Here is a 24,432-nt window from a genome sequence, read left to right as displayed (position 1 = left end):
GCGGCAGCTTTTCCCAACATCACAGGAATTTTCATGGCATCCACCGCCCGTTTCGACGTCGTTGCCATCGGCAATGCTATCGTCGACGTCATCGCCCGCGCCGAGGATGCGCTGATCGAGGCCGAGGGTCTCACCAAAGGTTCGATGCGGCTGATCGACGCGGCGGAGGCAACCCGTCTTTATGCCGCAATGGGTCCGGCGGTCGAAATGTCCGGCGGCTCGGCGGCGAATACGCTTGCGGGAATGGCCGCGCTCGGCCGCCGCTGCGCTTTCATCGGACAGGTCGCGGACGATCAGCTCGGTCATGTCTTCACGCACGACCTGCGCGCGCTCGGCGTCGCCTATGAGACGCCACCGCTCAGCAGCGGTGCCCCGACTGCGCGCTGCCTGATTCTGGTCACGCCCGATGGACAGCGGACGATGAACACTTTTCTCGGCGCGAGCCACCTGCTCGACCAGGCGATGATCGATGAGGCGGTGATTGCCGATTCTGACATCCTCTATCTTGAGGGCTATCTTTGGGATCCGCCGCTGTCGCGAGCCGCCATGCGCCGCGCGATCGAGGTCGCACGCGGGGCGGGACGCAAGGTCGCCTTCACGCTTTCCGACGCCTTCATCATCGACCGGCACGGTGAGGACTTCCGCGCGTTGATCCGCGAGGGTCTGTTCGACATACTTTTTGCGAATGAAGTCGAGATCAAGGCGCTCGCCGCCGAGGAGGATTTCGAGGCTGCGGTCGCCAAGGTTGCTGCCGAGGTCCCCCTGCTCGTTGTGACGCGAAGCGAAAAGGGTGCGATCGCCATCATGGACGGGGTTCGCACCGAGGTCGGCGCCGAGCCGATCGACACGGTGGTCGACACGACCGGCGCCGGTGACCTGTTTGCTGCGGGCTTCCTTGCGGGACAGGCCGAGGGACGCAGTATCGCCAATTGTCTGACTATGGGCGCGGTATGCGCGCGCGAGATTATCGCGCAGGTCGGTCCGCGCGCTCAAAGCGACCTCAAGGCGGAGGTCGCCGCACGCCTCGGATAGGAACCCGGCCCGGCCTTCGCGCGTCCTATGCCGCAAACGGCACGAGGAGAATGAAATGACCGATGAAATCCACACCACGCGCGACCCCGACGGGACGACGCACACCACGACGATCGTCGATCACGAGCCGCGACGCGGCGGTGGTTTCGGGATGATGCTCATCCTGCTCGTCGCGATTGTGGTCGCAGCGTTCGTCGCCTTTCAATTTCTGGGCAACGAACGGGCCGAAACCGACGCGATCACCGATGCGGCCCACAAAGTGGGTGATGCCGCGCAAAATGTCGGCGATGCCGCGTCGGACGCGCTAGACGGCAGATAATCAGCCGGCGGCGCTCTGGGCCGCTTCAGGGTGCTTTCGGAACAGTGCGCGGTCGGCGGGACCGAACCCGCGTGTCCAGATCAACCAGGCGTAGACACCAAGTATGAAGGGTACGCCAAGCAGCAACTCGGCCCATTCGGGAAGCTGCGTCGCACCCCAACCGAGGACCGCGGCCCCGGAAGTCGCCCAGACGAGGGCCCAGCGCAGGCTGTTTACCGGCGCTTTCAGGATACGCGCGAGAAGCCAGGCTTTCGCAACCGAAGCAAAGCCCAGCGCCAGCATGAGGGCGAGCGCTACTGCGCCTGCATAATAGATCGGTGGCAGCCCCATCGACCGCGCAACCAGAATCAGGCCGACGCTGAGAACTGCCTGCAGTGCAAGGGTTGCAAGGCTGATCAGAAGGTTCCGGTGGCGCGCGACATAGACGAGCGCAGCTTCGCTCACCACCGCGGTCGCGGCGACGACTTCGGCGGCGAGCAGGAAGGCAAGCGCGCCGGTGCCGATGACGAATTCGGGCCCGACAAGCCCCATCACCGCTTCGCCGGGAATGCCGAGCGCAAGCGCAACCCCGGCCTGCGCCGCTATGATCCAGAAACCGACCTGGCTGACCTGCGCGGCGACCGCGGCGAAGCGCTTCTCGGCGAGGCTGCGGGTGATGACGGGGCCGAGGATCGGCTCGAAGCTCGTCTTGAGCTTTTGCGGCAGCGAGGCGACCTGCTGCGCCATATAATAGATGCCATAGATGGTCGGTGAGGTGAATTGGCCGAGGATGAAGAGGTCGAGGCGGCGCGTTCCCCACTCGATCGCATCGGCGCCGGCGAGCGGCGCATTGCGGCGTGCCAGCCGGATCAGATGTGCAGGATGCGGGCGCCAGACCCCGGGACCGCCATAGTGGCGGATCATCGGCCACAGAGCGGTCAGAAAGGCCGCGACCATTGCCGCGGCGTAGGAGAGCATCAGCCCGTCGTGCATGGTCACGAACCAGAAACCGACCGCCGCGATGCTGATCGCCCAAGGCTCGACGATCGCGCGCGCGCGCACCGTCGCGCCGATGTCGAAGCGATAGGCGCAGGCGGCGAGTGCGATTTCGGTGCCCGCGATCGCAAAGACGAGCAGCGCCATCCAGCGGTCGGTCTCGCTGACGTTGCCTGCAGGATACATAAGTTGCGGCAGGAGGAAGAGGATCGCCGAACCGAGCGCCGAGGCGAGAAAAGCGACGAACATTCCGTCCCACACGACGATACGGGGGTCGGCGCCGGGGGCGCTCAATTGCTCTGCAAGTCCCCGTTTGAGACCGAGCGTCGCGACCTGCGCGACCAGCTCGATGACGAGAACCGCAAAGGCGAAGCGGCCCACCAGGTCGGCGCCGTACCAGCGGCCCGCGACGTAAAGGAAGGGAAGGCGCGCGACGAGACGCAGAACGAAACCCAAGAAGTTGGTGCGCCCGCCCTTGGCGAGCGCGGCCGCATCAGCGTCGTGCATGGGCTGATCGGGCGCGGAATGGGAGGGCGGGGGCGCGGCTGCGCTGTCCGTCTGGCTCAAGCCTCGCGCCCCTTCTGCTCATCCTCGCAGCAGAGTCTAGCGCGCCCGGGCGATGCAGGCAATCGCGCGCGCGCGGTCGAGGAAGCGGTACGTCTCACGCGCCTTCGCGTCGCAGCGGCCGGCTGAGCAGTGCCTGAACCGCATCGGCAACGCTTGCATCGCCTGCGACGAGGTGCGCGACCGCATCGGTGATCGGCATGTCGATGCCCTCAGCGCGCGCCGCTGCAGCCACAACTGGGGCGCTGAACGCGCCCTCGGCAACAGTGCGACGATCTGCCATGAGCTCTGCCGCGGACTGGCCGCGTCCGAGGCCCTGGCCGAGCGCGAAGTTGCGCGAGTTGGACGAGGTGCAGGTGAGCACGAGGTCGCCGAGCCCCGCCAGTCCGGCAAGCGTTTCGGCCTGCGCGCCGCGGGCGAGGCCGAAGCGCGTCATTTCAGCGAAACCGCGGCTGATCAGGGCCGCGCGCGCGTTGAGCCCCAATCTCGCCCCGTCGACGATGCCGCAGGCGATTGCGAGGATATTCTTGACCGCTCCGCCGATCTCGGCGCCGATAACGTCGGTCGAAGCATAGGGCCGAAAATGCGGTCGCGCGAGCGCGCGGGCGAGCGCCTCGGCAAGTGCGAGATCGTCAGCGGCGAGAGTGATCGCGGTTGGTAGACCCGCCGCAACTTCGTGCGCAAAGGTCGGCCCCGACAACACCGCGCGCGGGCGTGCCGGGAAGGCGTCACGTGCTATGTCGACGGGGAAGGCGAAGCTCTCTGCCTCCATTCCCTTGCTGCAAAAAATCAGCGGCGAATTATCCGAGGGCAGCCCCTCGAGTACTGCGCGCAAATAGGGAACGGGAACGACAACGAGCAGCGCGTCCAGACCTGCCAGATCGGCGAGATCCGACGACGCGGTCAGCGACGGCGCGAGCGGCGCGTCGGGCAGGAACAGCGGATTTCGGTGCTGCGTATTGATCGCTAAGACGACCTCTTCCTCGCGCGCCCAGAGCCGAACCGGCGCGCCGTCTGCGGCGAGGAGCTGGGCAAGCGCGGTACCCCAGGCGCCGCCGCCGACCACGCCGAAGCGAACAAAGTCTGACGTCATGCCTTCACTCCCGCGCCGCGAACCGCCTCGGCTCTTTCGTCGAGCGGCCAGCGCGGCCGTGCTGCGATCGACAAGGGATCGGTGAGCCCCGCGGCAAGGCGCTCGGCACCCGCCCAGGCAATCATCGCGCCATTATCGGTGCAAAGCCAAAGCGGCGGTGCGATAAAGGGTTTGCCGAAGCGCGCAGCAACGCCAGTCAGCGCCGAGCGGATCGCGCCATTGGCCGCAACTCCGCCTGCGACGACGAATGCGCTCGCTTCCGGGCAGGCGGCGAGAGCGATGCGCGTACGATCGACGAGGCAGTCGACCACGGCCTGCTGGAAGGAGGCGGCAAGGTCGGGGACGCTGTGCTCGCCCGATGCAGCGGCGCGCGCAACCGCGCTCTTGAGCCCGGCAAAGGAGAAATGGGGCTCACTGCTGCCGACGAGGGGGCGCGGCAACGCCACCCCGCGCGGGTCGCCGCCCGCCGCAACGCGCTCGACCGCCGGTCCGCCGGGATAGCCGAGCCCAAGCAGTTTGGCCGTCTTGTCGAATGCCTCGCCCGCTGCATCGTCGATCGTCGTTGCGAGGCGGCGGTAATTGCTGACGCCTCGAACGAGAAGAAGCTGGCAATGTCCGCCCGAGACGAGCAGCAGGAGATAGGGAAAGGCGAGGCTGGCGTCGGTGAGACGCGGCGAAAGCGCGTGCCCCTCGAGATGATTGACCGCGACCAAGGGCTTGCCCGCCGCGTGGGCGAGCGCCTTGCCGGTGACGAGACCGACCATCACTCCCCCGATCAGTCCGGGCCCCGCCGTCGCCGCAATCGCGTCCACATCGGCGAGCGAAACACCTGCCTCGGTGAGCACGTCCTCGATGATCGGTACGAGGCGGTCGACATGGGCGCGCGCCGCAATCTCGGGGACGACGCCCCCATAAGGCCTGTGCTCGGCCTCCTGTCCTGCGACGCGGTGCGCCAGGACGCGCCGCTCGCTGTCGACGAGCGCTGCCGCGGTTTCGTCGCAGCTCGATTCCAGGCCGAGGATCAAGGTCATTTGCTCTGCCCCCTTACGCGCGCGGAGTGCAGGGGAGCAAGCGGGCTTGCATGTGCGCCATCTTCCCTTTCGTCAGCGCAGCGCCTAGCAGCGGCGCATGACCGAGATTCCAACCCCCGACGCGCCGCTGCGCATCGGCACGCGCGCCTCGCCGCTTGCGATGGCGCAGGCAACCATGGCGGCGGCGGCGCTTCGCGCAGCGCACGGGCTCGATCCCGCGGCGCTCGTCATCGTACCGATCACAGCGACTGGCGACAGGATTCAGGACCGCGCGCTGGCCGAGCTCGGTGGCAAAGCCTTGTGGACCCGCGAGCTCGACGTGATGCTTGATGCCGGCACCATCGATGTCGCGGTGCATAGCCTGAAGGATGTCGAAACGCTCCGCGACGCGCGCTTCAGCCTCGCGGCGATGCTGCCCCGCGCCGACCCGCGCGACCGACTCGTGGTGCGCGAGGGGCTCGTGGCGGCGACGATCGCGGACCTGCCCACCGGCGCGAAATTGGGAACGAGCAGTCCGCGCCGCGCCGCACAGGTCAAGCGGCTGCGCGCTGACCTCGAGACAGTGCTGCTGCGCGGCAATGTCGCGACGCGGCTAGCCAAGCTCGCGGCGGGCGAGGTCGATGCGACGCTTCTCGCGGCAGCGGGGCTCGAGCGGCTCGGGATGCACGACATCGGCGTGGTGCAGGACGCGGCGCTGCTGCTTCCCGCTGCATCGCAAGGAGCGATCGGAATCGAATGCCGCTCGGACGATGCGCGGGTGCACGCGCTGGTCGCGGCGGTGGACAACGCGCCGACGCACGCCGCTGTGATGGCGGAGCGCGCCTTTCTCACCGCGCTCGGCGGTGACTGCCGCTCGCCGGTCGCGGCGCATGCACATTATCTGAATGACGGTGCGTTGCGGCTCGATGCCGAGATTTTCTCGGTCGAAGGCGCAGATCATGTGGCAGGCCATGCGCTGATCGGCGACAGCGAGGCTGCGGCGGCGCTGGCGCGCCGCCTCCTTGCCGACGCGCCCGAAACAGTGCGGCGCCTGTTTGCGCCATGAGCAAGGGGCTGCCGCTCATTGTCACGCGCCCCGACCCGGGTGGAGCCACGACGGTGCTGCGGGCGCGCAAGGTCGGGCTCGACGCGCGGCATTGTCCGCTTTTTGCGGTGCACCCGCTCGCCTGGACCGTGCCCGATCCCGTTCAATTCGACGCGCTCTTGCTGACAAGCGCGCAGGCGGCACGGCTCGGGGGCGAGGGGCTCGCACGGCTGGCGGCGCTGCCCGTCCACGCAGTCGGCCCGGCGACAGCTGATGCCGCGTGCGCGGCGGGTCTCAATGTCGTGGAAGTTGGCGCAGCCGACGGGCAGACATTGATCGGCGCCATGACGTCACGCGGAATAAAGCGGATTCTTTGGCTCTGCGCGCGCGACAGGACGCGCTTCGACGCGCGCGGTGCGGCGATCAGCGCGATAGCCTGCTACGCGGCCGATGCCATAGCGCCGCCCGCCGACTGGCCGGCGCTGATAGACGCGCCAGCGGTCCTTCTCGCCCACAGCCGACGCGCTGCCGAGCGGATTGCCGAGCTCGTGCCGGGCAGTCGCGGGCATCTGGCGCTTGGCGCAATCAGCGTGAAAGCGGCGTCCGCGGCGGGGGCAGGATGGGCCAAAGTCGCAGTTGCGGAGCGACCCGATGACGCGGCAATGTTGGCACTCGCCCGCGCTTTGTGCCACAAAGGCTGAAAAATGGGGTCGTTCGAAAGAGAGATATGGCAATCGACAGCGACAAAAGCGTCCGCAGTGATGAGGGCGTTCGCCAAAAGAGCCCTTCGTTCCGTAGTTTAGCGATCGGCGCCTTGCTGGTCCTGGTGATCGGCATAGTCGGTGGCGGGTGGGCGATGACGCGCCTTCTGCCTGGTAGCGGACAGGCACCGGCCATTAAGGTGGCACCCGCGCCGCTGCCGGGCGCAGCTGCGTCACCCGAAGAAGGCGCGGCACCGATAGCGCGCCCCGCCGAGCCCGCAATGGTGGCGGCGCCCGTGGATAGCGCGAGCGCCCTGTCGGCACGGGTGGCGGACCTTGAAGCGCGGTTGTCGCGCATCACGCTTGAAGCTGCATCGGCATCCGGGAATGCGACGCGTGCCGAGGGGCTGCTGATCGCCTTCGCTGCGCGCCGGGCGCTCGACCGGGGCCTGTCCCTCGGCTATCTTGAAGCGCAGCTGCGGCTGCGCTTTGGCGATGACCAGCCAAATGCCGTAAAGACGATCATCGATACCTCGCGCGACCCAATTACCCTCGAGCAATTGCGCAGCGAACTCGACGCGCTCGCCCCGCAGCTCGTCGGCCGAAATGGCGAGACCAGCGGCAGCTTGTGGACGGGTTTCAGGCGCGAACTTAGCGAATTGTTCGTCGTTCGCCCGGCGGGCGCACCGTCGCCGCGCGCGTCCGAGCGGATCGAGCGCGCACGCCGCTATCTCGGAGCAGGTCAGGTCGACAAGGCGATCGAGGAGGTTCAGGCGCTCCCCGGGGCGGAAGCAGCGAGCGACTGGTTGATCGATGCGCGCCGCTACCATGAGGCGCGGCGCGCGCTTGACCTCATCGAGACCGCAGCGATACTGGAACCGCGCGACAGCTCGGCTGCCGCGATCGCCCGAAAGGGCGCGACGACTCCCTAGCAGCCCGATCGCCGGGCCGCGCTTTTGAAGAAAGCCGATCCGATGGCCCTCGCCGATCCACAGCGCATCGAGGCGCTCGACCCGTTCGACCCGCTGGTGCTCGACGCCGAGCTCTCTGACGAAGAGCGGATGGTGCGGGACACGGCGCGCGGATATGCGCAAAGCGCCCTCCTTCCCCGCGTCACCTCGGCCTTCCTCGAGGAACGCTTTGACCGGGAAATCATGCGCGAAATGGGGCAGCTTGGGCTGCTCGGAGCGACCATCGATCCTGAATATGGCGGAGCCGGGCTCAACTATGTCAGCTATGGGTTGATCGCGCGCGAGGTTGAGCGCGTCGATTCAGGTTATCGCTCGGCCTGCTCGGTGCAAAGCAGCCTCGTTATGCACCCGATCAATGCCTATGGCAGCGAGGCGCAGAAACGTCGCTTCCTGCCGGGTCTCGCTTCGGGCGAACTGATCGGCTGCTTTGGTCTCACCGAGCCCGATGCGGGAAGCGATCCCGCGGGGATGCGAACGCGCGCCGAGAAAATTGAAAGCGGCTATCGCCTCAAGGGCGCGAAGATGTGGATCACCAATTCGCCGATCGCGGACGTTTTTGTCGTCTGGGCGAAATCCGACGCACATGATGGCGCGATCCGCGGCTTCCTCCTCGAGAAGGGAATGAAGGGGCTGTCCGCACCAAAGATCGAGGGGAAGGTCTCGTTGCGGGCATCGATCACCGGTGAAATCGTGATGGACGGGGTTGAGGTCGGTGAAGACGCCTTGCTCCCAAAGGTGTCGGGGTTGAAGGGCCCGTTCGGGTGCCTCAATCGCGCGCGCTACGGTATCGGCTGGGGCGCGATGGGCGCCGCAGAATTCTGCTACGAAGCGGCGCGCAGTTATACGCTTGAGCGCAAGCAGTTCGGGCGGCCGCTTGCGGCGAACCAGATTGTGCAGCTCAAGCTTGCGAACATGCTCACCGAGATCGCGCTCGGCACCGAGGCCGCGCTTCGCGTGGGACGGTTGATCGACGAGGGGCGACTCGCCCCCGATCGGATCAGCCTTTTGAAGCGCAACAATTGCGGCAAGGCCCTCGATATCGCGCGGGTCGCGCGCGACATGCATGGCGGCAACGGCATCGCGGCCGAATATCATGTGATCCGCCACGCGGTGAATCTCGAGACAGTGAACACCTATGAGGGCACGCACGACGTCCACGCGCTGATCCTCGGCCGCGCGATCACCGGCATCAGCGCCTTTTCCTGAAATGAAGCAGTCCAATAAGCGGCCGCTCGAGGGTCTGCGCGTCATTGAACTTGCCCGCGTCCTCGCAGGGCCCTGGTGCGGACAATTGCTCGCTGACCTCGGCGCCGAGGTGATCAAGATCGAGCGGCCGGGGGTCGGCGACGACACGCGCCAATGGGGCCCGCCCTTTGTCACGGGCGCCGATGGCGAAGATCTGGGCGCCGCCTATTATCACAGCTGCAACCGCGGCAAGCGAAGCGTCGCGATCGACATCGCGACGAACGCGGGCCAGACCGCGCTGCGCGCGCTGCTCGCAGATGCCGACGTCGTTATCGAAAATTACAAGGTGGGCGGGCTTGCGAAATATGGACTCGACCCCGCGCGGCTACGCGCCGACTTTCCGCAGCTGATTGTCTGTTCGGTTACGGGCTTCGGTCAGACCGGCCCCTATGCGCACCGTGCAGGTTACGACTATATCATCCAGGCGATGAGCGGCTTCATGTCGCTGACGGGCGAACCCGATGGGCCGCCGCAGAAGGCCGGTATCGCTTATGCCGACATCTTCACCGGCCTCTATTCGGCTGTTGCAATCCTTGCTGCGTTGCGACGTCGTGGCGTCATGGGGGCAGGGGCCCATATCGATATGGCGCTTCTCGACAGCCAGGTCGCGGTGCTCGCCAATCAGGCCGCGAACTATCTGGCAAGCGGGGTCGTGCCGAAGCGGATGGGCAGCGGCCATTCCAATGTCGTCCCCTATCAGGTCTTTGCGACGGCCGACGGACAGCTTGTGATTGCGGTGGGCAATGACGGCCAGTACCGCAAGCTGTGCGCGATTCTGGGCGAGCCCGACTGGGGCACGGACCCGCGTTTTGCGACGAATGCGGCGCGCCTTGAAAACCGCTCCACCCTGATCCCGCTGCTTGCAGCAAAGATCGCTGCTTGGGACGCGCAGGCACTATCGCTCGCGCTTGAGGCCGAGGGCGTGCCGGCGGGCCCGATCAACGACCTCGCCGGCGTCTTCGCCGATCCGCAAGTGGTGGCGCGCGGTATGCGCTTTCGCCCCGATGGCGCGGCGATCGACGCAGTCGCGAGTCCGATCGTCATCGACGGCGAGCGGATGATCGCCGCACGCGGGGCTCCGCCGCTCGGGGAATAAAAGGGGCGCACAACCGGCGCCCCTTCGCCCCTTTTTCGAGATGCCGGTCCCTAGAACTTCACAGTACCTGTCACGAAGACCTGACGCGGGTTGCCGTAGAATGCGGTGAGCACGCCCTCCAGACCGAGTGTCGAGCCACCCGCGGCATTCTGATAATTATAGCCCGACGTAATATATTGCTTGTTCGTTAGGTTCTTGCCGTGGAGGCCGATCGAATAGTCTCCGCTGTCGGCGGTCCAGACGAGGCTTGCTTCCCACAGTACATAGCCCGGCTGGTCGAGTGCCGGGATCGGCACTTCGAACTGGTGGGTCTTGCTGCGATAGGTGATACCGGTCGAGGCGTCGACCATGCCTCCCATTGCCGGGATGGTCGCGGCGATTGTGCCGGCGGCGGTCCATTTGGGCGTGTTCTGGAAGGTTCGCACATCCGAAACATCGACGCCCGTCGGACCGATGAAGCGCTTGTATTTTGCGTCGATGAAGCCGACCGATCCGTTGAACCGGACCGCCGACCCCGCGCCGGCGAAATTGCGGGCGAGCACGGCATTGGCTTCGGCTTCGAAGCCCTGGAGACGTGCCTTTGCAGCGTTGGTGGTGATACCGCAGAAGCTTTGAACCCCGCCGACCACGCACCCGACGGAGCCTGGAATCTGCACGTCCTTATAGTCCATATAGAAGCCGGCGAGGCTGAGCGTCAGCCGGCGATCAAGCAGCGATCCCTTGTAGCCGATCTCGTAGCTGTCGACCTTTTCCGGGTCGAAAGCCAGGAAGTTGTAGATATCCGCATAGGTCCGACCGACACTTGGATCGCTGATCGGGGCGGAGGTTCCCGAGCCGCGAGGGTCGAAGCCACCGCCCTTGAACCCCTTTGAAAAGGAGGCATAGATCAAATTGTGGGCATCGGGCTTGAAGCTCAGCGATGCGCGCGGGGTGAATTCCTTGAAGGTGCGCCGACCCCGAAAATCGGTCGCAACGGCAATAGCGATGGGATCGAGCGTGCCGCCGAATTCGGGCGATAGACCCGTGATCCGGTTCGCCTTGTACACGAAGGCGTCGCGCTTGTCGTTCGTATAGCGGCCTCCGATCGACAGGCTGAACTGGTCCGTGAAATCGAAGGTAAAATCGCCGAACACCGACCAGGTGTCGGTCCGCACGTCGCCCGCTGTATAGCCGTTCAGTCCCGGAAGGCCGATCGTCGCGCCGGTCAGTCCCAGAAGCACGTCGAACGACGTCGCCGCGCGGGCATCGAGATAATAGAAGCCGACGAGGCCGTGTAGTCGGTCACTGTCGTAGAGGAGCTGAAATTCCTGACTGAGCTGCTCGTTGCGATAGACCGCGGGCACGTCGACGTCGACGGCAGGCAGCGCATCGAAGTCGATCGGCGTGAAGCTCGTATCCTTGCGCCAGGCGCTGATCGAACGCAGCGTCAGACTGTCGCTCAGCTCGGCAGAGACGTTCATGGCGAGGCCATAGGCCTTCACATCCTGCTTCGGGTCGTTGAGCCCGGCACGGGTGTCGTAGACATTGTCGAGGACGGGCGCGCCAGACACAAGACCGGGGATCAGGCGGTGCCCGTTGCGCGGATCCGACTTGTCGCGCGTATAGTCGCCCGAAATGCGAATGAAGACGGGCGCCCCGTGGCCCCCCATTTCAATCGAGGCGCGGCCCGCCCATACGTCCTTATTGTAGTTCTCAAGCCCCGGAATATTGAGATTATCGCCGAAGCCACCGCGGGACAGGCGCGCGATCGAGCCGCCGACGCGGATCAGGTCGCTGACCGGCGCGCTGGCCGTCACCACAAGGTCGGCCTGTTTGTAGGTGCCCAGCGTACCACGGATGCGCAGCTCGGCTGCGTCGGGGTCGAGGCGGCGCGTCACATATTTGACCGCGCCGCCGATCGTATTGCGCCCATAAAGCGTGCCCTGCGGTCCGCGCAGGACCTCAATTCGTTCGACGTCGTAGATGTCGAGCACCGCTGCCTGCGGACGATTGAGATAGACGTCGTCGAGGTAGATGCCGATTCCGGCCTCAAAGCCCGGCACCGGATCCTGCTGGCCTACGCCACGGATGAAGGCGGTGAGGGTTGAGTTGGTGCCGCGAGAATTCTCAAGCGTCGTATTGGGCGCCATGTTGGCGACGTCGGTGATGTCGAGGGCGCCGGCCTTGGCGAGTGTGTCGCCTGAGATGGCGGTCACCGCGATCGGTACGTCCACCAGCCTCTCGTCGCGGCGCCGAGCCGTGACGATGATCTCGCCTGCGTCCTCGCTGATCGCGCCTGGTTCCTCCTGTGCGAAGGCAGCGGGCGCGAATGTAAGCATCGAAATCGTTGTGGTGGCGAGAATCGCGCGGCGCATCTGGCGGGCGAAAGGACGCATCATGAATCTCCCAAGTCACGGGTGACCCTTCGCCACCCCATTTGCCATTGCTGGCACCATCTTTTCGCGAGCCCGGTCTTGCCAAGCCGCGGCAGCGTCAATAATGAAAGGTGAACCAAGTTTCAACTTCGAACTTGGCTCCAGCGCTTTTTGCTTGCCAGTGGTGCGAAAATGCCACGATTGAAGCAGGGGGCCGCAAGAGGGAATAGCGCGATGGATCAGCCGGACAGAGCGGCGGCAGAAGAGCGATCGGCAGGGGATGTCGGGAGCCGTGACAAGACTCCGCGTACCGAGCGCGGGCGGCGGACCTTGCGCAAGCTCCTCGACGCTGCGGCCGTCGAATTTGGTGAGTGCGGCTTTCACGACGCTTCAATCAGCGCAATCACGCGCCGCGCCGGCACGGCGCTCGGCAGCTTTTATACCTATTTCGATTCCAAGGAGGAAATCTTCCAGGCGCTTGTTCGCTATATGAGCGAGCAACTGCGCGACCATGTGACGCCGATCGTCCAGGCCGCGCCCAACGAAATAGCAGCCGAGCGCATTGGCCTTGAATCCTTTCTGGGCTTCGTGCGCGAGCACCGCGAAATTTACCGGATCATCGACGAGGCGGAGTTCGTCGATTATGCGAGTTATCGCCGCCACTATGAAACGACCGTCGAGCGCATTCGCCAGCGGCTCGAAGCGGGTGCGGCGCGCGGCGAAATCCGCTCCGACGTCGGTGAGATTCACGCCTGGGCTATTGCCGGCATGAACGTTTTCCTGGGCATGCGCTACGGCTTGTGGGACGCCGACGCCGACATCGGTAAGGTGGCGCAGATCGCGAATGATCTGCTGGCGAACGGATTGAGCCCGAGCGATCGCTAGACGGCGAGGGCATCAACCCCGCGAAATCAAGAAGATCGCGTGTTCGGCGCGCCAGCTCGCCGCCGCGTCGCTCGTCGGGCGATCGCCCGAGAGATACCAGGCGCGCTCCACTGCAATGCCGCGGGTGCGCACCAGATCCCGAAAATCGCTCACCGTCACATGATGGATGTTCGGGGTTTCGTACCAAGCGACGGGCAGCAGCCGGGTGACCGGCATCCGGCCGCTCCACAGCAAGGCAAGCCGCACGCGCCAGTGCGCAAAATTGGGAAAACTGACAAATGCGCGCGGCGCGATGCGCAGCAGTTGGTCCACAACGCGATCGGGCCGTTCGGTTGTCTGGAGAGTCTGCGAGAGAATCGCATAGTCGAAGGCGTTGTCGGGATAGTCGGCGAGGTCATGATTGGCGTCGCCTTGAACGACGGACTGGCCGCGCGCGATTGCTGCTGTGACATTGGCGGGATCGATCTCCAGCCCGCGCGCATCGACGCCCTTTTCGCGGAGCGCGGCCATGAGTTCGCCGTCGCCGCAGCCAACGTCGAGCGCGCGCGACGCTGCGGGGACCGCGTCTGCGATGATGGCAAGGTCGGGACGAAGTTTCATCGGTCTGCCCGCTTGTAAACGTCGGGGAAATGGCGCTGCATGAAGGGCTTGCTATCCTCAAGAGCCGTCCAACCAAGCGACGAATAAAGAGAGTGAGCGTCCCGGGTAGAAAGCATCCAGCGCCGCAACCCCTGGAGTTCGGGGTGATCGTGGAGCGCTGTCACCATGTGCGCCGCGAGACCGCGCCCGCGATGCGTCTCGAGCACATAGACATCGGCGAGATAAGCGAAAGTCGCCCGGTCGGTGATGACGCGGGCAAAACCGATCTGCCCGCCCGCCGGTGCAAAGGCCCCGACGCAGAGCGAACCGGCGATGGCACGTTCGACGGTCGCGCGGCTGATATTCTCGGCCCAATAGCTTTGCGCCAGAAAGGCATGGATTGCATCAACCTGCATGTCCGCAGCTTCGAAGGACAGGTGCCAGCTGTCGGTCATGCGAGGCTCGCCGCAAGAGACCCCGCCACAATCGAGTCGAGCGCGGGAACCTCGAGAAGGAAGCTGTCATGGCCGAAGGGCGCCGACAACTCAACGAAGCTCGCCGCCGCGCCGACGCTTTGCAGCGCCTGGACGATGCGGCGCGATTCGGCGGTCGGGTAGAGCCAGTCGGTGTCGAAGCTGACGAGCGTGAAGCGCACATCTTTCGCGCGCGCAAAGGCGTTCGCCAGCTGGCCATCATGCGCCTCCGCGAGGTCGAAATAATCCATCGCGCGGGTGATGTAGAGATAGGCGTTGGCGTCGAAGCGGTCGGTAAAGGCGAGCCCTTGGTGCCTGAGGTAGGATTCGATCTGGAAATCCGCGTCGAAGCCGAAGCTTTTCGCATCGCGCGCCTGCAGGCGGCGGCCGAACTTCTCGGTCAGTCCCGCTTCGGACAAATAGGTGATGTGCGCTGCCATCCGCGCGACAGCAAGGCCCTTCGTCGGCCCGCGCGCGCCGCCATAATATTGGCCGTCCTGCCAGTCGGGATCGGCCATGATGGCCTGCCGTCCTACCTCGTGAAACGCGATATTCTGCGCTGAATGTCGCGCTGCGCTGGCGATAACGATCGCCGAGGCAAGCCGTTCGGGATAGGCCGACGCCCAGGCAAGCGTCTGCATTCCGCCCATCGAACCGCCGATGACGGCATGAAGCCGCGCGATACCGAGATGGTCGAGCAGCATCGCCTGCGCACGCACCATGTCGCCGATCGTGATTACCGGAAAGGTCATGCCGAGCGGCGCTCCGGTCAGAGCGTCAGGGCTTGCCGGGCCGCTCGACCCCATACAACTGCCGAGCACATTGGCGCAGATTACGAAAAAGCGGTCCGTGTCGATGGGCTTTCCCGGCCCAACCATGCGCGCCCACCAGCCGGGCTTGCCGGTCGCGGGATGATTGCCCGCGACATACTGATCGCCGGTGAGCGCATGGCACACCAGCACTGCGTTCGATTTGTCGGACGCGAGCGCGCCGTAACTTTGATAGGCAATCGTTACAGAGGGCAGCGATTGGCCACCGTCGAGCGCCAGCGGTGCGCTGATCGTCACGCTGTGATGCTGGATCTGGTGAAGCAGGCTCGCCATCGCTCGCGCGGGGCTAAGCGCGCAGTGGGGCGCTGTCAACGTGCTGGACTCGGGCGATGCAGCCGCTAAACGGCGCGGCATGACCAACGTGACCCCGACCCTGACACCGAAGCCGTGGATCAGCGGCATCGCCCCCTATGTTCCTGGCAAGTCCGCGGGCGCCGACGGGCGGGCGTTGATCAAGCTCAGCGCAAACGAAAACCCGCTCGGCACCAGCGATGCGGCGCGCGCAGCCTTCACCGCAGCGCAGGACGCCGCCGACGCATTATCGCGCTATCCCGACCCGGGATCCAACCTTTTGCGCGAGGCGATTGCCGCCAGGTTCGGGCTCGATCCGGCGCGCGTCATCTGCGGCAACGGGTCGGACGAACTGCTGCACCTTGCCGCCGGAACCTACGCGGGCGCGGGCGACGAGATTCTCTATGTTCGCTATGGCTTTGCGGTGTACGAGATCGCGGCCCGGCGGGTCGGCGCAACGCCCGTAGAGGCCGACGATCGAGACTATGCGACCGACGTCGACGCGCTGCTCGCCGCGGTGACCGACAAGACGCGCGTCGTCTATCTTGCCAATCCGAACAACCCGACCGGGACGCTCGCGACGCGCGAGGAGGTGACGCGGCTTCATGCAGGCTTGCCCAAGGATGTGCTGTTCGTGATCGATCAGGCCTATGCGGAATATCTGGCGCCCGACGAAGATGACGGCGGTCTTGAACTGGCAAAGACCGAGCCGAATGTCTTCGTCACCCGGACATTTTCGAAGATTCACGGTCTCGCCGCCGAGCGGATCGGGTGGGGCTATGCCGCTTCGGATGTGATTTCGGCACTGCACCGCATACGCCTGCCCTTCAACGTCACGCGCGCCGGACAGGCTGCGGCGGTTGCAGCGCTCGGCGATGACGATTTTGTAACCCGCAGCCGCGAGCATAATGCCAGCTGGCGCGCCTGGCTTGCGCGGGAGATCGAGGGGCTGGGGAATCACGGCCTGCGCGTTGTGCCGTCGGCGACAAATTTCCTGCTTGTGCTCTTCGAGGGCAGCGTGAGCGCCGAGACGGTGTATAACCGCTTGATGGACGCCGGCTATATCGTTCGCTGGCTGCCGGGGCAGGGGCTGCCGCATGCGCTGCGCATGACGATCGGCACCGAGGAAGAGACGCGGGGGCTGGCCGCGGCGATCCGCGCCGCGCTTGCGGGCTGACTGCGGCGATGGCGATCGAACGTCTTGCGGTCATCGGGCTCGGGCTGATCGGCTCCTCGATCGCACGCGCGGTCAAGGCTCGGTTGCCGGACGTGGCAGTGACCGGCTACGATGTCAGCGCCGACGTGCGGGACGAGGCGCGCTTGCTCGGCTTTTGTGACCGCCTAGCAGACGATGCAGCAGATGCGGTGAGGGACGCGGACCTTGTTATTCTGGCCGTGCCTGTCGGCGGTATGGCCGATGCGGCACGCGCCATGGCGCCGGGGCTTGCGCAGCACACGATCATCTCTGACGTCGGCTCTTCGAAGGCCGGAGTGGGCGCGGCGCTGCGCGCGGCGCTGCCCGGTCACCTCGTCATCCCGGCGCACCCGGTGGCGGGGACCGAGAACAGCGGTCCGGCCGCGGGCTTTGCGACGCTGTTCGAAGGGCGCTGGTGCATTATCACTCCCGCCCCCGATGCGCCGGGGGATGCTGTCACCGCGCTGACCGGCTTCTGGCAAGCGCTCGGCGCGACCGTCGACACGATGGACGCCGAGCATCACGACATGGTGCTTGCGGTGACGAGCCATTTGCCGCACCTGATCGCCTATACGATCGTCGGCACCGCAAGCGAACTTGAGGAAGTGACCGAGAGCGAAGTGATCAAATATTCCGCGGGGGGCTTTCGCGATTTCACGCGCATCGCGGCGAGTGACCCTGTGATGTGGCGCGACGTCTTCCTCGCGAATAAGGACGCGGTGCTTGCAACGCTGCAGCGCTTCAACGAAGATCTAACGGTGCTCCAGCAGGCCATCCGCCGCGGCGACGGCGACAAGCTTGAGGCGTGGTTTACGCGGACCCGTGCGATCCGTCGCTCCATCATCGCCGAAGGTCAGGATGATCCGGCGCCCGACTTCGGCCGGAAGCATTAGGACGAAACAAAAAAGGCGCCCGCCGAGCAGAGGGCGCCGGGAACCGTGCGGGCTTCCCGCCTTTTCAACGCGAACGGAGTTATGATGAGGCTGGCTGCTCCAGCGCCTCGGGCGGATTGAGCGCATTGATCGCGCGCCAGACGCGCGCCTCGGCCTCTTCGCGAGGAAGACCCGCAGGGATCGTTTCGCCGATCTTGTAGGTGATCGTGCCGGGCCATTTGACCCAGCGGTGGGGCGGGTAGGCGATCCCGCTGTTCACCGCGACCGGGATCACGGGCACGCCGAGCAAGCGGTACATACCGGCAAAGCCGGCGCGGAGCGGCGGCGCGAGCCCATGCGGGACGCGCGTGCCTTCCGCGAAGAGCACGAGCGGGCGGCCCGCGTCGAGCGCTGCCTTTGCGGCGGAGAGCATCGCGCGCATCGCCTTGCCCCCGCCGTCGCGGTCGACCGGGATGAGGCCGTAGAAGCGCGCCGCTTGTCCCCAGACCGGTATCGAGAAGAGCTCCTCTTTTGCGAAGACCGCGGGCCAGCGGAACAGCAAGGGCTGTTCGATTGTTTCGAACGCCCCCTCATGCTTGAAGACATAGAGGACGGGTGTGTCAGGCATCGCGCCTTCGACATTGATCCGGTGCCCGAGGATACCCCGGCATATCAGCCGATGGAAAGCGGCCCAACCGCGCACGAATGCACGCGTCGCGTGATGCGATATCGGCAGCGCGACGACCGCGCCGATCGAGCAGATGGTACTGGCGAGGACGAAGGCGAGCCAGAACAGGATCGAGCGGAGAAGGGCGATAGTATAGTTCACGGGCGGGGCTTACAGCCCGAGGAGGCCGCCCGCCAGTCCCGCCAGATATTTGTGATATTCGCGGAACAGCGTCGAGAAGGTCGGACGGCTGCGTACCGCGTCGGGGATAATCGTCACCGTATCGCCCACCGCGCGGCCGATCTCATATTCGGCGCGGCGCATGTGCCAGTCGGTGGTCACCAGGCGTACCGTCCTGTAGTTGCGCCGCGCAACCCAGCTTGCGACCTCGGTTGCGTTCGAGCGCGTATCCTCGGCCTCAAAGCCGAGCGCGATGCAGCAATCGAACAGCTTTTGCGGCCGTTCATATTCCGCGGCGAGTTCGCGCGGCTTCACCTCGCGGGCGACACCGCTGATCAAGAGCCGCTTCGCCTGTCCCTTCTCCAGAAGCTCGAGTGCGCGGTCGATCCGCCCAGGTCCGCCGGTCAGCACGACAATCGCATCGGTCGTCTGCGGCGGCGCCGGCATCGGCGGCAGCAGCGCGAACCAGGCGAAGCCGAGCACCCAGACCAGGAAGAGGAGGGAAATCAGGCGCTTGATCATAAAATCTTCTTGAGCGCGGCGAGCAGCGTCTGGCGCGCCGTCAAAGCAGCCAGCGCGATAGCCAATAGCGGCAGCGCCAGCAAGAGCGCCCAGCCTGTGGCGCCCAGGGACGCGGTGGCGGCAAGCCCCGCGGTCACCCTCGCCCATTGCCAGCCGATGAGCAGCAATATCGCTGCTGCAACCGCAGTGCCGAGCGCGATGCCATAGGCGGTGTCGATCGCGATGCGGCGCTGGAAAAGTCGCGCGATCTGACGGTCGGTTGCGCCGATCAGGTGCAACATCTCAATCGTTGCATAGTGGGTGCCGAGCGCCGCGCGCGCGGTCATGATGACCACTGCCGCGCTGGCAAGAACCATCAGTACCACCAGCGCGCCCGCGACCCAGGCGAGCGAACGGATTAGCCGCGCGACCGGGCCTAGCCACTCGGCGTGCGGAATGATCCGGGCGCCTGGCGCGATCTCGGCGACCAGCGCGCGCAACTGCTCAAGCTGTCGGGCACGCTCGCCGCCCACGAAATCGACGTCGACCAGGGCGGGCAGGGGCAACGACTTGAGCACGGGGTCGTCGCCATTCTCGCCGCCAAACCATTGGCCAAGCGTTGCAAGCAGTTCGGCCGGCTCGACTGCCCGTGCGGCGCGAACGTAGGGCTCGGTGGCGGCGGCGCGACGCAGCGCCAAGGCCTGCTCGGCGCGGGTGACCGGATTGGGGGTGACGATCTGCACCGTTACCCGCCCCGCGATCGCGTCGCCGATCGCATTGGCCGAACGGGCAAGCCCGATGCCGGCCGCAGCTGCGAGCAGCGTCAGCATCATCAGGATCGCGATGACCCACGGGGTCGGTCCTGACAGGCGGCGGTCTGGGAGCAGGCGGCGGTGCTGGATTGGAACGCGCGGGATGATCATGACGTCACGCCCGATTTGGCGGATAGCGCAGCGCGCCAGTCGGATCAGCGAGCCGCCCCTTTTCGAGCCGCATCATCTGCGCATTGTCGATACGGCTGATCAGGTGGATGTCGTGCGTTGCGACGACGACGGTAGTGCCAAGTCGGTTGAGGGCCTCGAACAGTCCCAAAAGTCGCATTGCCATATCAGGGTCCACGTTACCCGTAGGCTCGTCGGCCACGAGCAATTGGGGGCGCGCGATCACCGCGCGGGCGATTGCGACGCGCTGCTGCTCGCCGCCCGATAGCGTCGCGGGGCGCGCCTCGGCCCGCTCGCTGAGCCCGATCCAGCTCAGCATCTCGCCGACCGGGCCGGCGAGATCCTCTTCGCTCACCCCGGCGATGCGCAGCGGCAGCGCGATATTGTCGCGCGCCGACAGGTGGGGGATCAGACGGAAATCCTGAAAGACGACGCCGATGCGCCGCCGAAATCCGGGGAGGCGGTGACGCGGCATGGAGACGAGGTCTTCGCCGAACAGCCGCACGATCCCGCGGCTCGGCCGCTGCGCCAGATAGAGCATCTTGAGGAGCGACGTTTTCCCTGCACCTGACGGCCCTGTGAGAAAGTAGAAGCTTCCCGGCTGCAGGTTGAAGCTGATGTCGGACAGAATCTCGGCATCGGGGCCGTAGCGCAGGCCGACGCTGTCGAACTCGACCATCGGCCCGCCCGGACGGGGAGCTGCTGCGTCCGTCATGGCGTCAACCACATGCAGCGACGCGCTGCTGGCCGGAAATACAGGGGAGCCTCCACGCTCATGTCCTTGGCTGTTACACGGCTCTTCAGCGAGGACAAGCGCCTATCCGCCCGCGGGAGAGTGACGCGGCGCTTGCCAGCGCGGGGCGCAGCGTGTTTAGAGGAGGTCATGATCCTCGCCTGTCCGTCCTGCCATACCCGCTATGTTGTGCCCGATACGGCGATTGGACCCAATGGCCGCACCGTACGCTGTGCCAATTGCCGCCACAGCTGGTTCCAGGAGCCTGCAGCAGCCGCTCCGGCCGTTTCGCCCGGTCCACGCGCGCAAGACGCGGACGCTGCCCGCTCCCCGTCACCAAGCCCCGATCCGGTGCGAGGAACGGATGACGGGCCGTCGCCGGCGCCGGTCGCACCGCCTCCGATGCCGCCCGCTGCAGAGGCCATCGACGAGGTCGTCGCCTCGCCGCCCCCTCCGCCTGAAGCCTTCGCCGCAGCGGCGGAACCGGCGTCGAGGCCGGCGCCCGCCTTTCCTTCCGACGAACCGCTGCCCTTTCGCCGGCCGCGCCGCAACCCGGCCAAACGATGGACGATGATCGCCGCGAGCGCGGCTGTGCTGATGGTCAGCGCGACGGGTGCGCTCCTCTACTTCGGTTTGCCGAGCTGGGCGCAGGGGCTCGGGCTGCCCGGCGCGATCGATGAGCCCGACCTTGTCATTGAGCTTCCCCCCAATCAGGACCATCGCGAACTCGCCGACGGCACCATCTATTTCGCAGCGTCGGGGGTGATCATCAACCCGACCGACCGCGAGCAGCGCGTACCGCCAATCCTTGCTGAGCTGCGCGACGCGCAGGGGACGATCGTCTATAGCTGGACGATCAAGCCGCCCGTGCGGACATTGCCGCCAAACGAGAAAGTCAATTTCAGCGAAGCCAAGCTCGATATCCCCCGCCGAGCGACCCAGCTGACGGTGAGCTGGGCGCTGCCAAAAGGCTGAACATTCGCGGCGTTATCGTGACGTCACGGCGTCACAGGCTCAATGCGGCAGCGAGGGACAGCGCAAAGCTGGTCACCGTCGCGGTGATGATTGGCGCGAAGCTGCGCCAGCCTTGATCAAGAAGCAGATGCAGCCGCGCCTTCATCGCTGTGGCGACGATTGCGAGGAGCAGCAGGGCGTGCGCCATGGTCGCGGCCCCGTCCCGCAGTGGCCCGGGGAGGGGCATGAGCGAATTGAAAGCGGCAAGCGCGAGGAAGCCGAGGATGAACCAGGGCAGACGCAGCGGAATGCGCGCTTTGGCTGTGGCCGTAACGCCGCTGCGGCCGAGCCAGAGACCGACGAGCATCAGCATCGGCGCCAGCAGCGCGACGCGCGTGAGCTTGACGATCGTCGCAACCTCTCCAGCCTGCTGCGAGAAAGAGAAGCCGCCGCCGATTGCTTGCGCGACGTCGTGGATCGATGCGCCGATCAGGAAGCCTGCCTGTGTGTCGGAAAGGCCGAACTGCGCCGCGAGCACGGGGTAAAGCGTCATCGCGAGCGCGCTCGCGACCGTGATGCCGACAAGAGTCAGTGTGAAGCGCGCCTGATCGACGCGCTTGTCCCCGACCAGCGAATAGAGGGCAAGTGCGGCCGAGGCACCGCAGATCGCGGTCGCTCCGCCAGCGAGCAGCGCGGCGTGGCGGTCCTGGTGGAACCATCGTGCGCTCACGACGGTGGTCACAATGACGGCGAGCATGATGAGGAGGAGCAATGCGAAGGGGCGCGGGCCGAGCTCGGAGAGCTGCAAGGCGGTAATCCTCGCGCCGACAAGGACGATGCCGACGCGCAGCGCGGTCTGCGACATCAGATCGAGCCCCGCGTGCGTACGACGATCCTGCGACAGGAAGGAGAGTGCAAGGCCTATGAGAAGGCCCATCAGGACGATTGGCACGGCATAATGATCGGCGAGCCATGCGGCGGCAAGCGCAGCAATCGCGGTGACGAGCCCGCCGGGCAGATAGTCGCGCCAACGCCGCGTGGCAGGGTGCGCCGTCTCGAGCTGCAACTCTCCATAGAGGTCGGCTGCCATCGGCCAGCGCTGTTCGGAAATTGCCACGCACAGTCCCCCAGGGTTCGGCGCAGCCGCGTTTTGCACATCCTGCTACCGATACGCAATGCGCAATCGGGATCGTTATTCGATTGCTGGCGCGATCCTGGCTTGCTAAGGGCGCGCTCTACCGGCACCCGTAGCTCAGCTGGATAGAGCGTCGCCCTCCGAAGGCGAAGGCCACAGGTTCGAATCCTGTCGGGTGCGCCAAAATCTACCAATAAAATCAGTGGCTCATGGTAGATTTGACTGCTCTCCGCTACTGTTTCTTCAAGCTGAAACACCCGTTTCGTGCCGAAATGGCCGCAGATGTCCGAGTTTCCGCCCGAAGGGACGGCGGGCATCGCGGCCTATCTCAACGCTATCTTCGATGAACGAAAGAAGTGAGCGGCGCAGCTCATTGGCATAATATGCCAATTATGCTATGAAAGCTCCAGCGCAATCGAGAGAGGTTCAGCTATGCCGACGCGAAACGTGGTTCTGACTGATCACCAGCAGGACGTGATCGAAACGCTGGTCGAGTCCGGTCGTTATCAGAATGCGAGCGAAGTGCTGCGCGAAGGTCTGCGGCTCGTCGAGCAGCGCGAGCGCGAGGATGAAATCAAACTTGAAGCCTTGCGCCAAGCCGCACAAGTCGGCCTAGCCGATCTGGCGACGGGCCGCTTCACCGATATCGAGCCTCACGGCATCGACGCGCTGATGGCGAGGTTGAGCGACGAGGCAGGCCGGCGCGCGCGCGTCTGATGCGGACTATCCGCCTTACCGCCGCCGCTGAAGCCGACATAATCGAGATTCTGGAACATTCGGAACGCGAGTTCGGACCCGCGGCGCGCGAACGCTATGACAGGTTGATGCGGTCTGCGCTGCGCGATCTCGCCGAAAGTCCTACCCGACCCGGAAGCGCGGCGCGGCGCGAACTTGGCGACGACATTCGTTCCTGGCATCTCCGGCTAAGCCGCGAGCGCGCCAAGGTGGACGGCCTCGCGGTGCGGCGGCCTCGGCATCTTCTGCTCTATGCGCTCATCGGCGACGATGTGGTCGGTATCCTCCGCGTGTTGCACGATGCGATGGAGTTGCATCGTCACATCGATCCGGCAATCACATTTCCGCCGAGCGACTGACGCCCGCAGTGAGAGGGCCGATTGATTTATCGAGCGAATGACTCGGTCTGGTCTTCACGCCGGTGATTGCAATGCTCAGCCGTCGATTGCAGCGTTCGGCTTGTCTCTTTATTTCGATATTGACATGATTTCCGTTGCGTGGCGCGCAACTGGCAGCCGCCGCGTGGAGACCCTGCCAGGCATTATGAACGCCAGTCCGTGCAGGACGGGCGGTCGAACCGGACGAGGGAGCCCAATGCGGCGCCTGAACGGCGGCGCAGCGCTGGATGACGACACAGGCTGGTTTCGACCGGCACTGTTGGTCGTGCCGTGCGGATCATCATTGTGTCCATTTCTTCCTTCGATTGACGGGACCGGGCGTCCGCCGTTGTCGGTTTCGTCAGCTTGCCACAATGCGCCGGGCGCCGTCGCCGAAGGAGCGAGCGTGTGCGGTCCGTCAGAAGGCGGTGCGAGCCTCAATCCCGGCGGTTTCCTTCGCCGCGCCGCACAGAATCTGCTGATCGATCGCGCTCGCGAGCGAAAGCGCGACAACGTCGTGCTGCTTCCCCTTGAGGAAGAGCGAGACACCGCTAGCGCGCCGGAACAGGAGCATGTCGAGTAGCGGGGCTTCTTCCTGCCGGGGCTTCGCGAGCACCGGAATCGGACGATCCTGAAATGGGGATCGATTCTGCCGCAGTGCTGTCCGGCTTTGCACTGG

General features: G+C 65.5%; 26 protein-coding genes and 1 tRNA gene. 14 read left to right on the top strand and 13 right to left on the bottom strand.

Features of this window, described 5'->3' with window-relative positions:
• The first annotated feature begins 33 nt into the window (after window positions 1-33).
• A complete protein-coding gene (locus B5X69_RS05930; RefSeq protein ID WP_079637767.1) occupies window positions 34-1,032 on the top strand; it encodes an adenosine kinase in 999 nt (332 codons plus the stop codon).
• 55 nt (window positions 1,033-1,087) lie between these two features.
• Entirely contained in the window at window positions 1,088-1,351 is a 264-nt protein-coding gene (locus tag B5X69_RS05925; RefSeq protein ID WP_079637766.1) for a hypothetical protein, read from the top strand.
• Here the strand turns inward: B5X69_RS05925 and B5X69_RS05920 are convergent, their stop codons facing one another.
• From B5X69_RS05920 to tsaD, 3 genes are all read right to left on the bottom strand, one after another.
• Window positions 1,352-2,893: a lipopolysaccharide biosynthesis protein gene (locus tag B5X69_RS05920; RefSeq protein ID WP_425441500.1), complete on the bottom strand. Its 1,542-nt coding sequence runs from the start codon at window positions 2,891-2,893 to the stop codon at window positions 1,352-1,354.
• Between the two features lie 94 nt (window positions 2,894-2,987).
• Window positions 2,988-3,983, bottom strand: coding sequence for an NAD(P)H-dependent glycerol-3-phosphate dehydrogenase (locus B5X69_RS05915; RefSeq protein WP_079637764.1), 996 nt, complete (start codon window positions 3,981-3,983; stop codon window positions 2,988-2,990).
• Window positions 3,980-5,014: a tRNA (adenosine(37)-N6)-threonylcarbamoyltransferase complex transferase subunit TsaD gene (gene tsaD / locus B5X69_RS05910; RefSeq protein ID WP_079637763.1), complete on the bottom strand. Its 1,035-nt coding sequence runs from the start codon at window positions 5,012-5,014 to the stop codon at window positions 3,980-3,982. Before tsaD ends, B5X69_RS05915 begins: the two co-directional genes overlap by 4 nt.
• Before the next feature lie 97 nt (window positions 5,015-5,111).
• Between tsaD and hemC the strand changes: the two genes are divergently transcribed.
• The 5 genes from hemC to B5X69_RS05885 are packed head-to-tail and all read left to right on the top strand — an operon-like array spanning window position 5,112 to window position 10,051.
• A complete protein-coding gene (gene hemC, locus B5X69_RS05905) occupies window positions 5,112-6,059 on the top strand; it encodes a hydroxymethylbilane synthase (protein WP_079637762.1) in 948 nt (315 codons plus the stop codon).
• On the top strand, window positions 6,056-6,739 hold the full coding sequence (locus B5X69_RS05900; protein ID WP_079637761.1) for a uroporphyrinogen-III synthase: 684 nt from the start codon (window positions 6,056-6,058) through the stop codon (window positions 6,737-6,739). The genes hemC and B5X69_RS05900 overlap by 4 nt, the downstream gene beginning before the upstream one ends.
• Window positions 6,740-6,765: 26 nt before the next feature.
• Complete coding sequence (locus B5X69_RS05895; protein ID WP_079637760.1) at window positions 6,766-7,671, top strand: mitofilin family membrane protein; 906 nt, start codon at window positions 6,766-6,768, stop codon at window positions 7,669-7,671.
• A gap of 42 nt (window positions 7,672-7,713) precedes the next feature.
• Window positions 7,714-8,916, top strand: coding sequence for an acyl-CoA dehydrogenase (locus B5X69_RS05890; RefSeq protein WP_079637759.1), 1,203 nt, complete (start codon window positions 7,714-7,716; stop codon window positions 8,914-8,916).
• Window position 8,917: 1 nt separating this feature from the next.
• Window positions 8,918-10,051 carry a CaiB/BaiF CoA transferase family protein gene (locus B5X69_RS05885; protein ID WP_079637758.1) on the top strand — a complete coding sequence of 378 codons (1,134 nt, stop codon included), beginning with the start codon at window positions 8,918-8,920 and terminating at the stop codon, window positions 10,049-10,051.
• A 50-nt stretch (window positions 10,052-10,101) separates the two neighbouring features.
• Here the strand turns inward: B5X69_RS05885 and B5X69_RS05880 are convergent, their stop codons facing one another.
• Window positions 10,102-12,426, bottom strand: coding sequence for a TonB-dependent receptor (locus B5X69_RS05880; protein ID WP_139375676.1), 2,325 nt, complete (start codon window positions 12,424-12,426; stop codon window positions 10,102-10,104).
• A gap of 213 nt (window positions 12,427-12,639) precedes the next feature.
• Here B5X69_RS05880 and B5X69_RS05875 point away from each other — a divergent pair, with 213 nt between their 5' ends.
• Window positions 12,640-13,290, top strand: a complete 651-nt coding sequence (locus B5X69_RS05875) for a TetR/AcrR family transcriptional regulator (RefSeq protein WP_079637756.1) — start codon at window positions 12,640-12,642, stop codon at window positions 13,288-13,290.
• Window positions 13,291-13,302: 12 nt separating this feature from the next.
• On the opposite strand, the gene metW is transcribed toward B5X69_RS05875, so the two are convergent.
• From metW to metX, 3 genes are read right to left on the bottom strand one after another with little or no spacing between them, the layout of a single operon-like run.
• The gene (metW, locus tag B5X69_RS05870; RefSeq protein ID WP_079637755.1) at window positions 13,303-13,890 is read right to left on the bottom strand and encodes a methionine biosynthesis protein MetW; all 588 of its coding nucleotides are present in this window, start codon (window positions 13,888-13,890) and stop codon (window positions 13,303-13,305) included.
• Window positions 13,887-14,324, bottom strand: coding sequence for a GNAT family N-acetyltransferase (locus tag B5X69_RS05865; protein ID WP_079637754.1), 438 nt, complete (start codon window positions 14,322-14,324; stop codon window positions 13,887-13,889). Before B5X69_RS05865 ends, metW begins: the two co-directional genes overlap by 4 nt.
• Window positions 14,321-15,445 carry a homoserine O-acetyltransferase MetX gene (gene metX / locus B5X69_RS05860; protein WP_079637753.1) on the bottom strand — a complete coding sequence of 375 codons (1,125 nt, stop codon included), beginning with the start codon at window positions 15,443-15,445 and terminating at the stop codon, window positions 14,321-14,323. Before metX ends, B5X69_RS05865 begins: the two co-directional genes overlap by 4 nt.
• Window positions 15,446-15,524: 79 nt before the next feature.
• Here metX and hisC point away from each other — a divergent pair, with 79 nt between their 5' ends.
• Together hisC and B5X69_RS05850 are read left to right on the top strand one after the other, a co-directional pair.
• Window positions 15,525-16,640 carry a histidinol-phosphate transaminase gene (gene hisC / locus B5X69_RS05855; protein WP_079637752.1) on the top strand — a complete coding sequence of 372 codons (1,116 nt, stop codon included), beginning with the start codon at window positions 15,525-15,527 and terminating at the stop codon, window positions 16,638-16,640.
• An 8-nt stretch (window positions 16,641-16,648) separates the two neighbouring features.
• Window positions 16,649-17,551: a prephenate/arogenate dehydrogenase family protein gene (locus B5X69_RS05850; RefSeq protein ID WP_079637751.1), complete on the top strand. Its 903-nt coding sequence runs from the start codon at window positions 16,649-16,651 to the stop codon at window positions 17,549-17,551.
• A 79-nt stretch (window positions 17,552-17,630) separates the two neighbouring features.
• On the opposite strand, the gene B5X69_RS05845 is transcribed toward B5X69_RS05850, so the two are convergent.
• Genes B5X69_RS05845 through ftsE form a run of 4 tightly spaced genes read right to left on the bottom strand, consistent with a single transcriptional unit; the run spans window position 17,631 to window position 20,534 of the window.
• A complete protein-coding gene (locus B5X69_RS05845) occupies window positions 17,631-18,359 on the bottom strand; it encodes a lysophospholipid acyltransferase family protein (RefSeq protein WP_079637750.1) in 729 nt (242 codons plus the stop codon).
• 9 nt (window positions 18,360-18,368) lie between these two features.
• On the bottom strand, window positions 18,369-18,899 hold the full coding sequence (locus tag B5X69_RS05840) for a YdcF family protein (RefSeq protein WP_079637749.1): 531 nt from the start codon (window positions 18,897-18,899) through the stop codon (window positions 18,369-18,371).
• Window positions 18,896-19,801 (bottom strand): cell division protein FtsX, encoded by a 906-nt coding sequence (locus tag B5X69_RS05835; protein ID WP_079637748.1) that lies wholly within the window; start codon window positions 19,799-19,801, stop codon window positions 18,896-18,898. The genes B5X69_RS05840 and B5X69_RS05835 overlap by 4 nt, the downstream gene beginning before the upstream one ends.
• 4 nt (window positions 19,802-19,805) lie before the next feature.
• A complete protein-coding gene (gene ftsE / locus B5X69_RS05830; protein ID WP_176141522.1) occupies window positions 19,806-20,534 on the bottom strand; it encodes a cell division ATP-binding protein FtsE in 729 nt (242 codons plus the stop codon).
• 168 nt (window positions 20,535-20,702) lie between these two features.
• Here ftsE and B5X69_RS05825 point away from each other — a divergent pair, with 168 nt between their 5' ends.
• Window positions 20,703-21,527, top strand: coding sequence for a zinc-ribbon domain-containing protein (locus B5X69_RS05825; RefSeq protein ID WP_079637746.1), 825 nt, complete (start codon window positions 20,703-20,705; stop codon window positions 21,525-21,527).
• Window positions 21,528-21,558: 31 nt separating this feature from the next.
• Here the strand turns inward: B5X69_RS05825 and B5X69_RS05820 are convergent, their stop codons facing one another.
• The gene (locus B5X69_RS05820; RefSeq protein WP_079637745.1) at window positions 21,559-22,596 is read right to left on the bottom strand and encodes a YeiH family protein; all 1,038 of its coding nucleotides are present in this window, start codon (window positions 22,594-22,596) and stop codon (window positions 21,559-21,561) included.
• A 151-nt stretch (window positions 22,597-22,747) separates the two neighbouring features.
• On the opposite strand from B5X69_RS05820, the gene B5X69_RS05815 reads away from it, so the two are divergent.
• The 3 genes from B5X69_RS05815 to B5X69_RS05805 all read left to right on the top strand — a co-directional run bounded on the left by B5X69_RS05815 (window position 22,748) and on the right by B5X69_RS05805 (window position 23,735).
• Window positions 22,748-22,824, top strand: a tRNA-Arg gene (locus tag B5X69_RS05815).
• A gap of 249 nt (window positions 22,825-23,073) precedes the next feature.
• Window positions 23,074-23,358, top strand: coding sequence for a type II toxin-antitoxin system ParD family antitoxin (locus tag B5X69_RS05810; RefSeq protein WP_079637744.1), 285 nt, complete (start codon window positions 23,074-23,076; stop codon window positions 23,356-23,358).
• A complete protein-coding gene (locus B5X69_RS05805; protein ID WP_079637743.1) occupies window positions 23,358-23,735 on the top strand; it encodes a type II toxin-antitoxin system RelE/ParE family toxin in 378 nt (125 codons plus the stop codon). Before B5X69_RS05810 ends, B5X69_RS05805 begins: the two co-directional genes overlap by 1 nt.
• Before the next feature lie 436 nt (window positions 23,736-24,171).
• On the opposite strand, the gene B5X69_RS21345 is transcribed toward B5X69_RS05805, so the two are convergent.
• A complete protein-coding gene (locus B5X69_RS21345) occupies window positions 24,172-24,369 on the bottom strand; it encodes a hypothetical protein (RefSeq protein WP_176141521.1) in 198 nt (65 codons plus the stop codon).
• Window positions 24,370-24,432: the final 63 nt, after the last annotated feature.

It is taken from the genome of Sphingopyxis flava, assembly GCF_900168005.1.
GTDB classification, from domain to species: Bacteria; Pseudomonadota; Alphaproteobacteria; order Sphingomonadales; family Sphingomonadaceae; genus Sphingopyxis; species Sphingopyxis flava.
This window is presented reverse-complemented; position numbering and strand designations above follow the sequence as displayed.

Excerpts from the sequence above, each read along its gene's own strand:
- B5X69_RS05930 (WP_079637767.1), top strand. The coding sequence starts at position 34 with ATGGCATCCACCGCCCGTTTCGACGTCGTTGCCATCGGCAATGCTATC.
- B5X69_RS05925 (WP_079637766.1), top strand. The coding sequence starts at position 1,088 with ATGACCGATGAAATCCACACCACGCGCGACCCCGACGGGACGACGCAC.
- B5X69_RS05915 (WP_079637764.1), bottom strand. The coding sequence starts at position 3,983 with ATGACGTCAGACTTTGTTCGCTTCGGCGTGGTCGGCGGCGGCGCCTGG.
- tsaD (WP_079637763.1), bottom strand. The coding sequence starts at position 5,014 with ATGACCTTGATCCTCGGCCTGGAATCGAGCTGCGACGAAACCGCGGCA.
- hemC (WP_079637762.1), top strand. The coding sequence starts at position 5,112 with ATGACCGAGATTCCAACCCCCGACGCGCCGCTGCGCATCGGCACGCGC.
- B5X69_RS05900 (WP_079637761.1), top strand. The coding sequence starts at position 6,056 with ATGAGCAAGGGGCTGCCGCTCATTGTCACGCGCCCCGACCCGGGTGGA.
- B5X69_RS05895 (WP_079637760.1), top strand. The coding sequence starts at position 6,766 with ATGGCAATCGACAGCGACAAAAGCGTCCGCAGTGATGAGGGCGTTCGC.
- B5X69_RS05890 (WP_079637759.1), top strand. The coding sequence starts at position 7,714 with ATGGCCCTCGCCGATCCACAGCGCATCGAGGCGCTCGACCCGTTCGAC.
- B5X69_RS05885 (WP_079637758.1), top strand. The coding sequence starts at position 8,918 with ATGAAGCAGTCCAATAAGCGGCCGCTCGAGGGTCTGCGCGTCATTGAA.
- B5X69_RS05880 (WP_139375676.1), bottom strand. The coding sequence starts at position 12,426 with ATGCGTCCTTTCGCCCGCCAGATGCGCCGCGCGATTCTCGCCACCACA.
- B5X69_RS05875 (WP_079637756.1), top strand. The coding sequence starts at position 12,640 with ATGGATCAGCCGGACAGAGCGGCGGCAGAAGAGCGATCGGCAGGGGAT.
- metW (WP_079637755.1), bottom strand. The coding sequence starts at position 13,890 with ATGAAACTTCGTCCCGACCTTGCCATCATCGCAGACGCGGTCCCCGCA.
- B5X69_RS05865 (WP_079637754.1), bottom strand. The coding sequence starts at position 14,324 with ATGACCGACAGCTGGCACCTGTCCTTCGAAGCTGCGGACATGCAGGTT.
- metX (WP_079637753.1), bottom strand. The coding sequence starts at position 15,445 with ATGGCGAGCCTGCTTCACCAGATCCAGCATCACAGCGTGACGATCAGC.
- hisC (WP_079637752.1), top strand. The coding sequence starts at position 15,525 with ATGACCAACGTGACCCCGACCCTGACACCGAAGCCGTGGATCAGCGGC.
- B5X69_RS05850 (WP_079637751.1), top strand. The coding sequence starts at position 16,649 with ATGGCGATCGAACGTCTTGCGGTCATCGGGCTCGGGCTGATCGGCTCC.
- B5X69_RS05840 (WP_079637749.1), bottom strand. The coding sequence starts at position 18,899 with ATGATCAAGCGCCTGATTTCCCTCCTCTTCCTGGTCTGGGTGCTCGGC.
- B5X69_RS05835 (WP_079637748.1), bottom strand. The coding sequence starts at position 19,801 with ATGATCATCCCGCGCGTTCCAATCCAGCACCGCCGCCTGCTCCCAGAC.
- ftsE (WP_176141522.1), bottom strand. The coding sequence starts at position 20,534 with ATGACGGACGCAGCAGCTCCCCGTCCGGGCGGGCCGATGGTCGAGTTC.
- B5X69_RS05825 (WP_079637746.1), top strand. The coding sequence starts at position 20,703 with ATGATCCTCGCCTGTCCGTCCTGCCATACCCGCTATGTTGTGCCCGAT.
- B5X69_RS05820 (WP_079637745.1), bottom strand. The coding sequence starts at position 22,596 with ATGGCAGCCGACCTCTATGGAGAGTTGCAGCTCGAGACGGCGCACCCT.
- B5X69_RS05810 (WP_079637744.1), top strand. The coding sequence starts at position 23,074 with ATGCCGACGCGAAACGTGGTTCTGACTGATCACCAGCAGGACGTGATC.
- B5X69_RS05805 (WP_079637743.1), top strand. The coding sequence starts at position 23,358 with ATGCGGACTATCCGCCTTACCGCCGCCGCTGAAGCCGACATAATCGAG.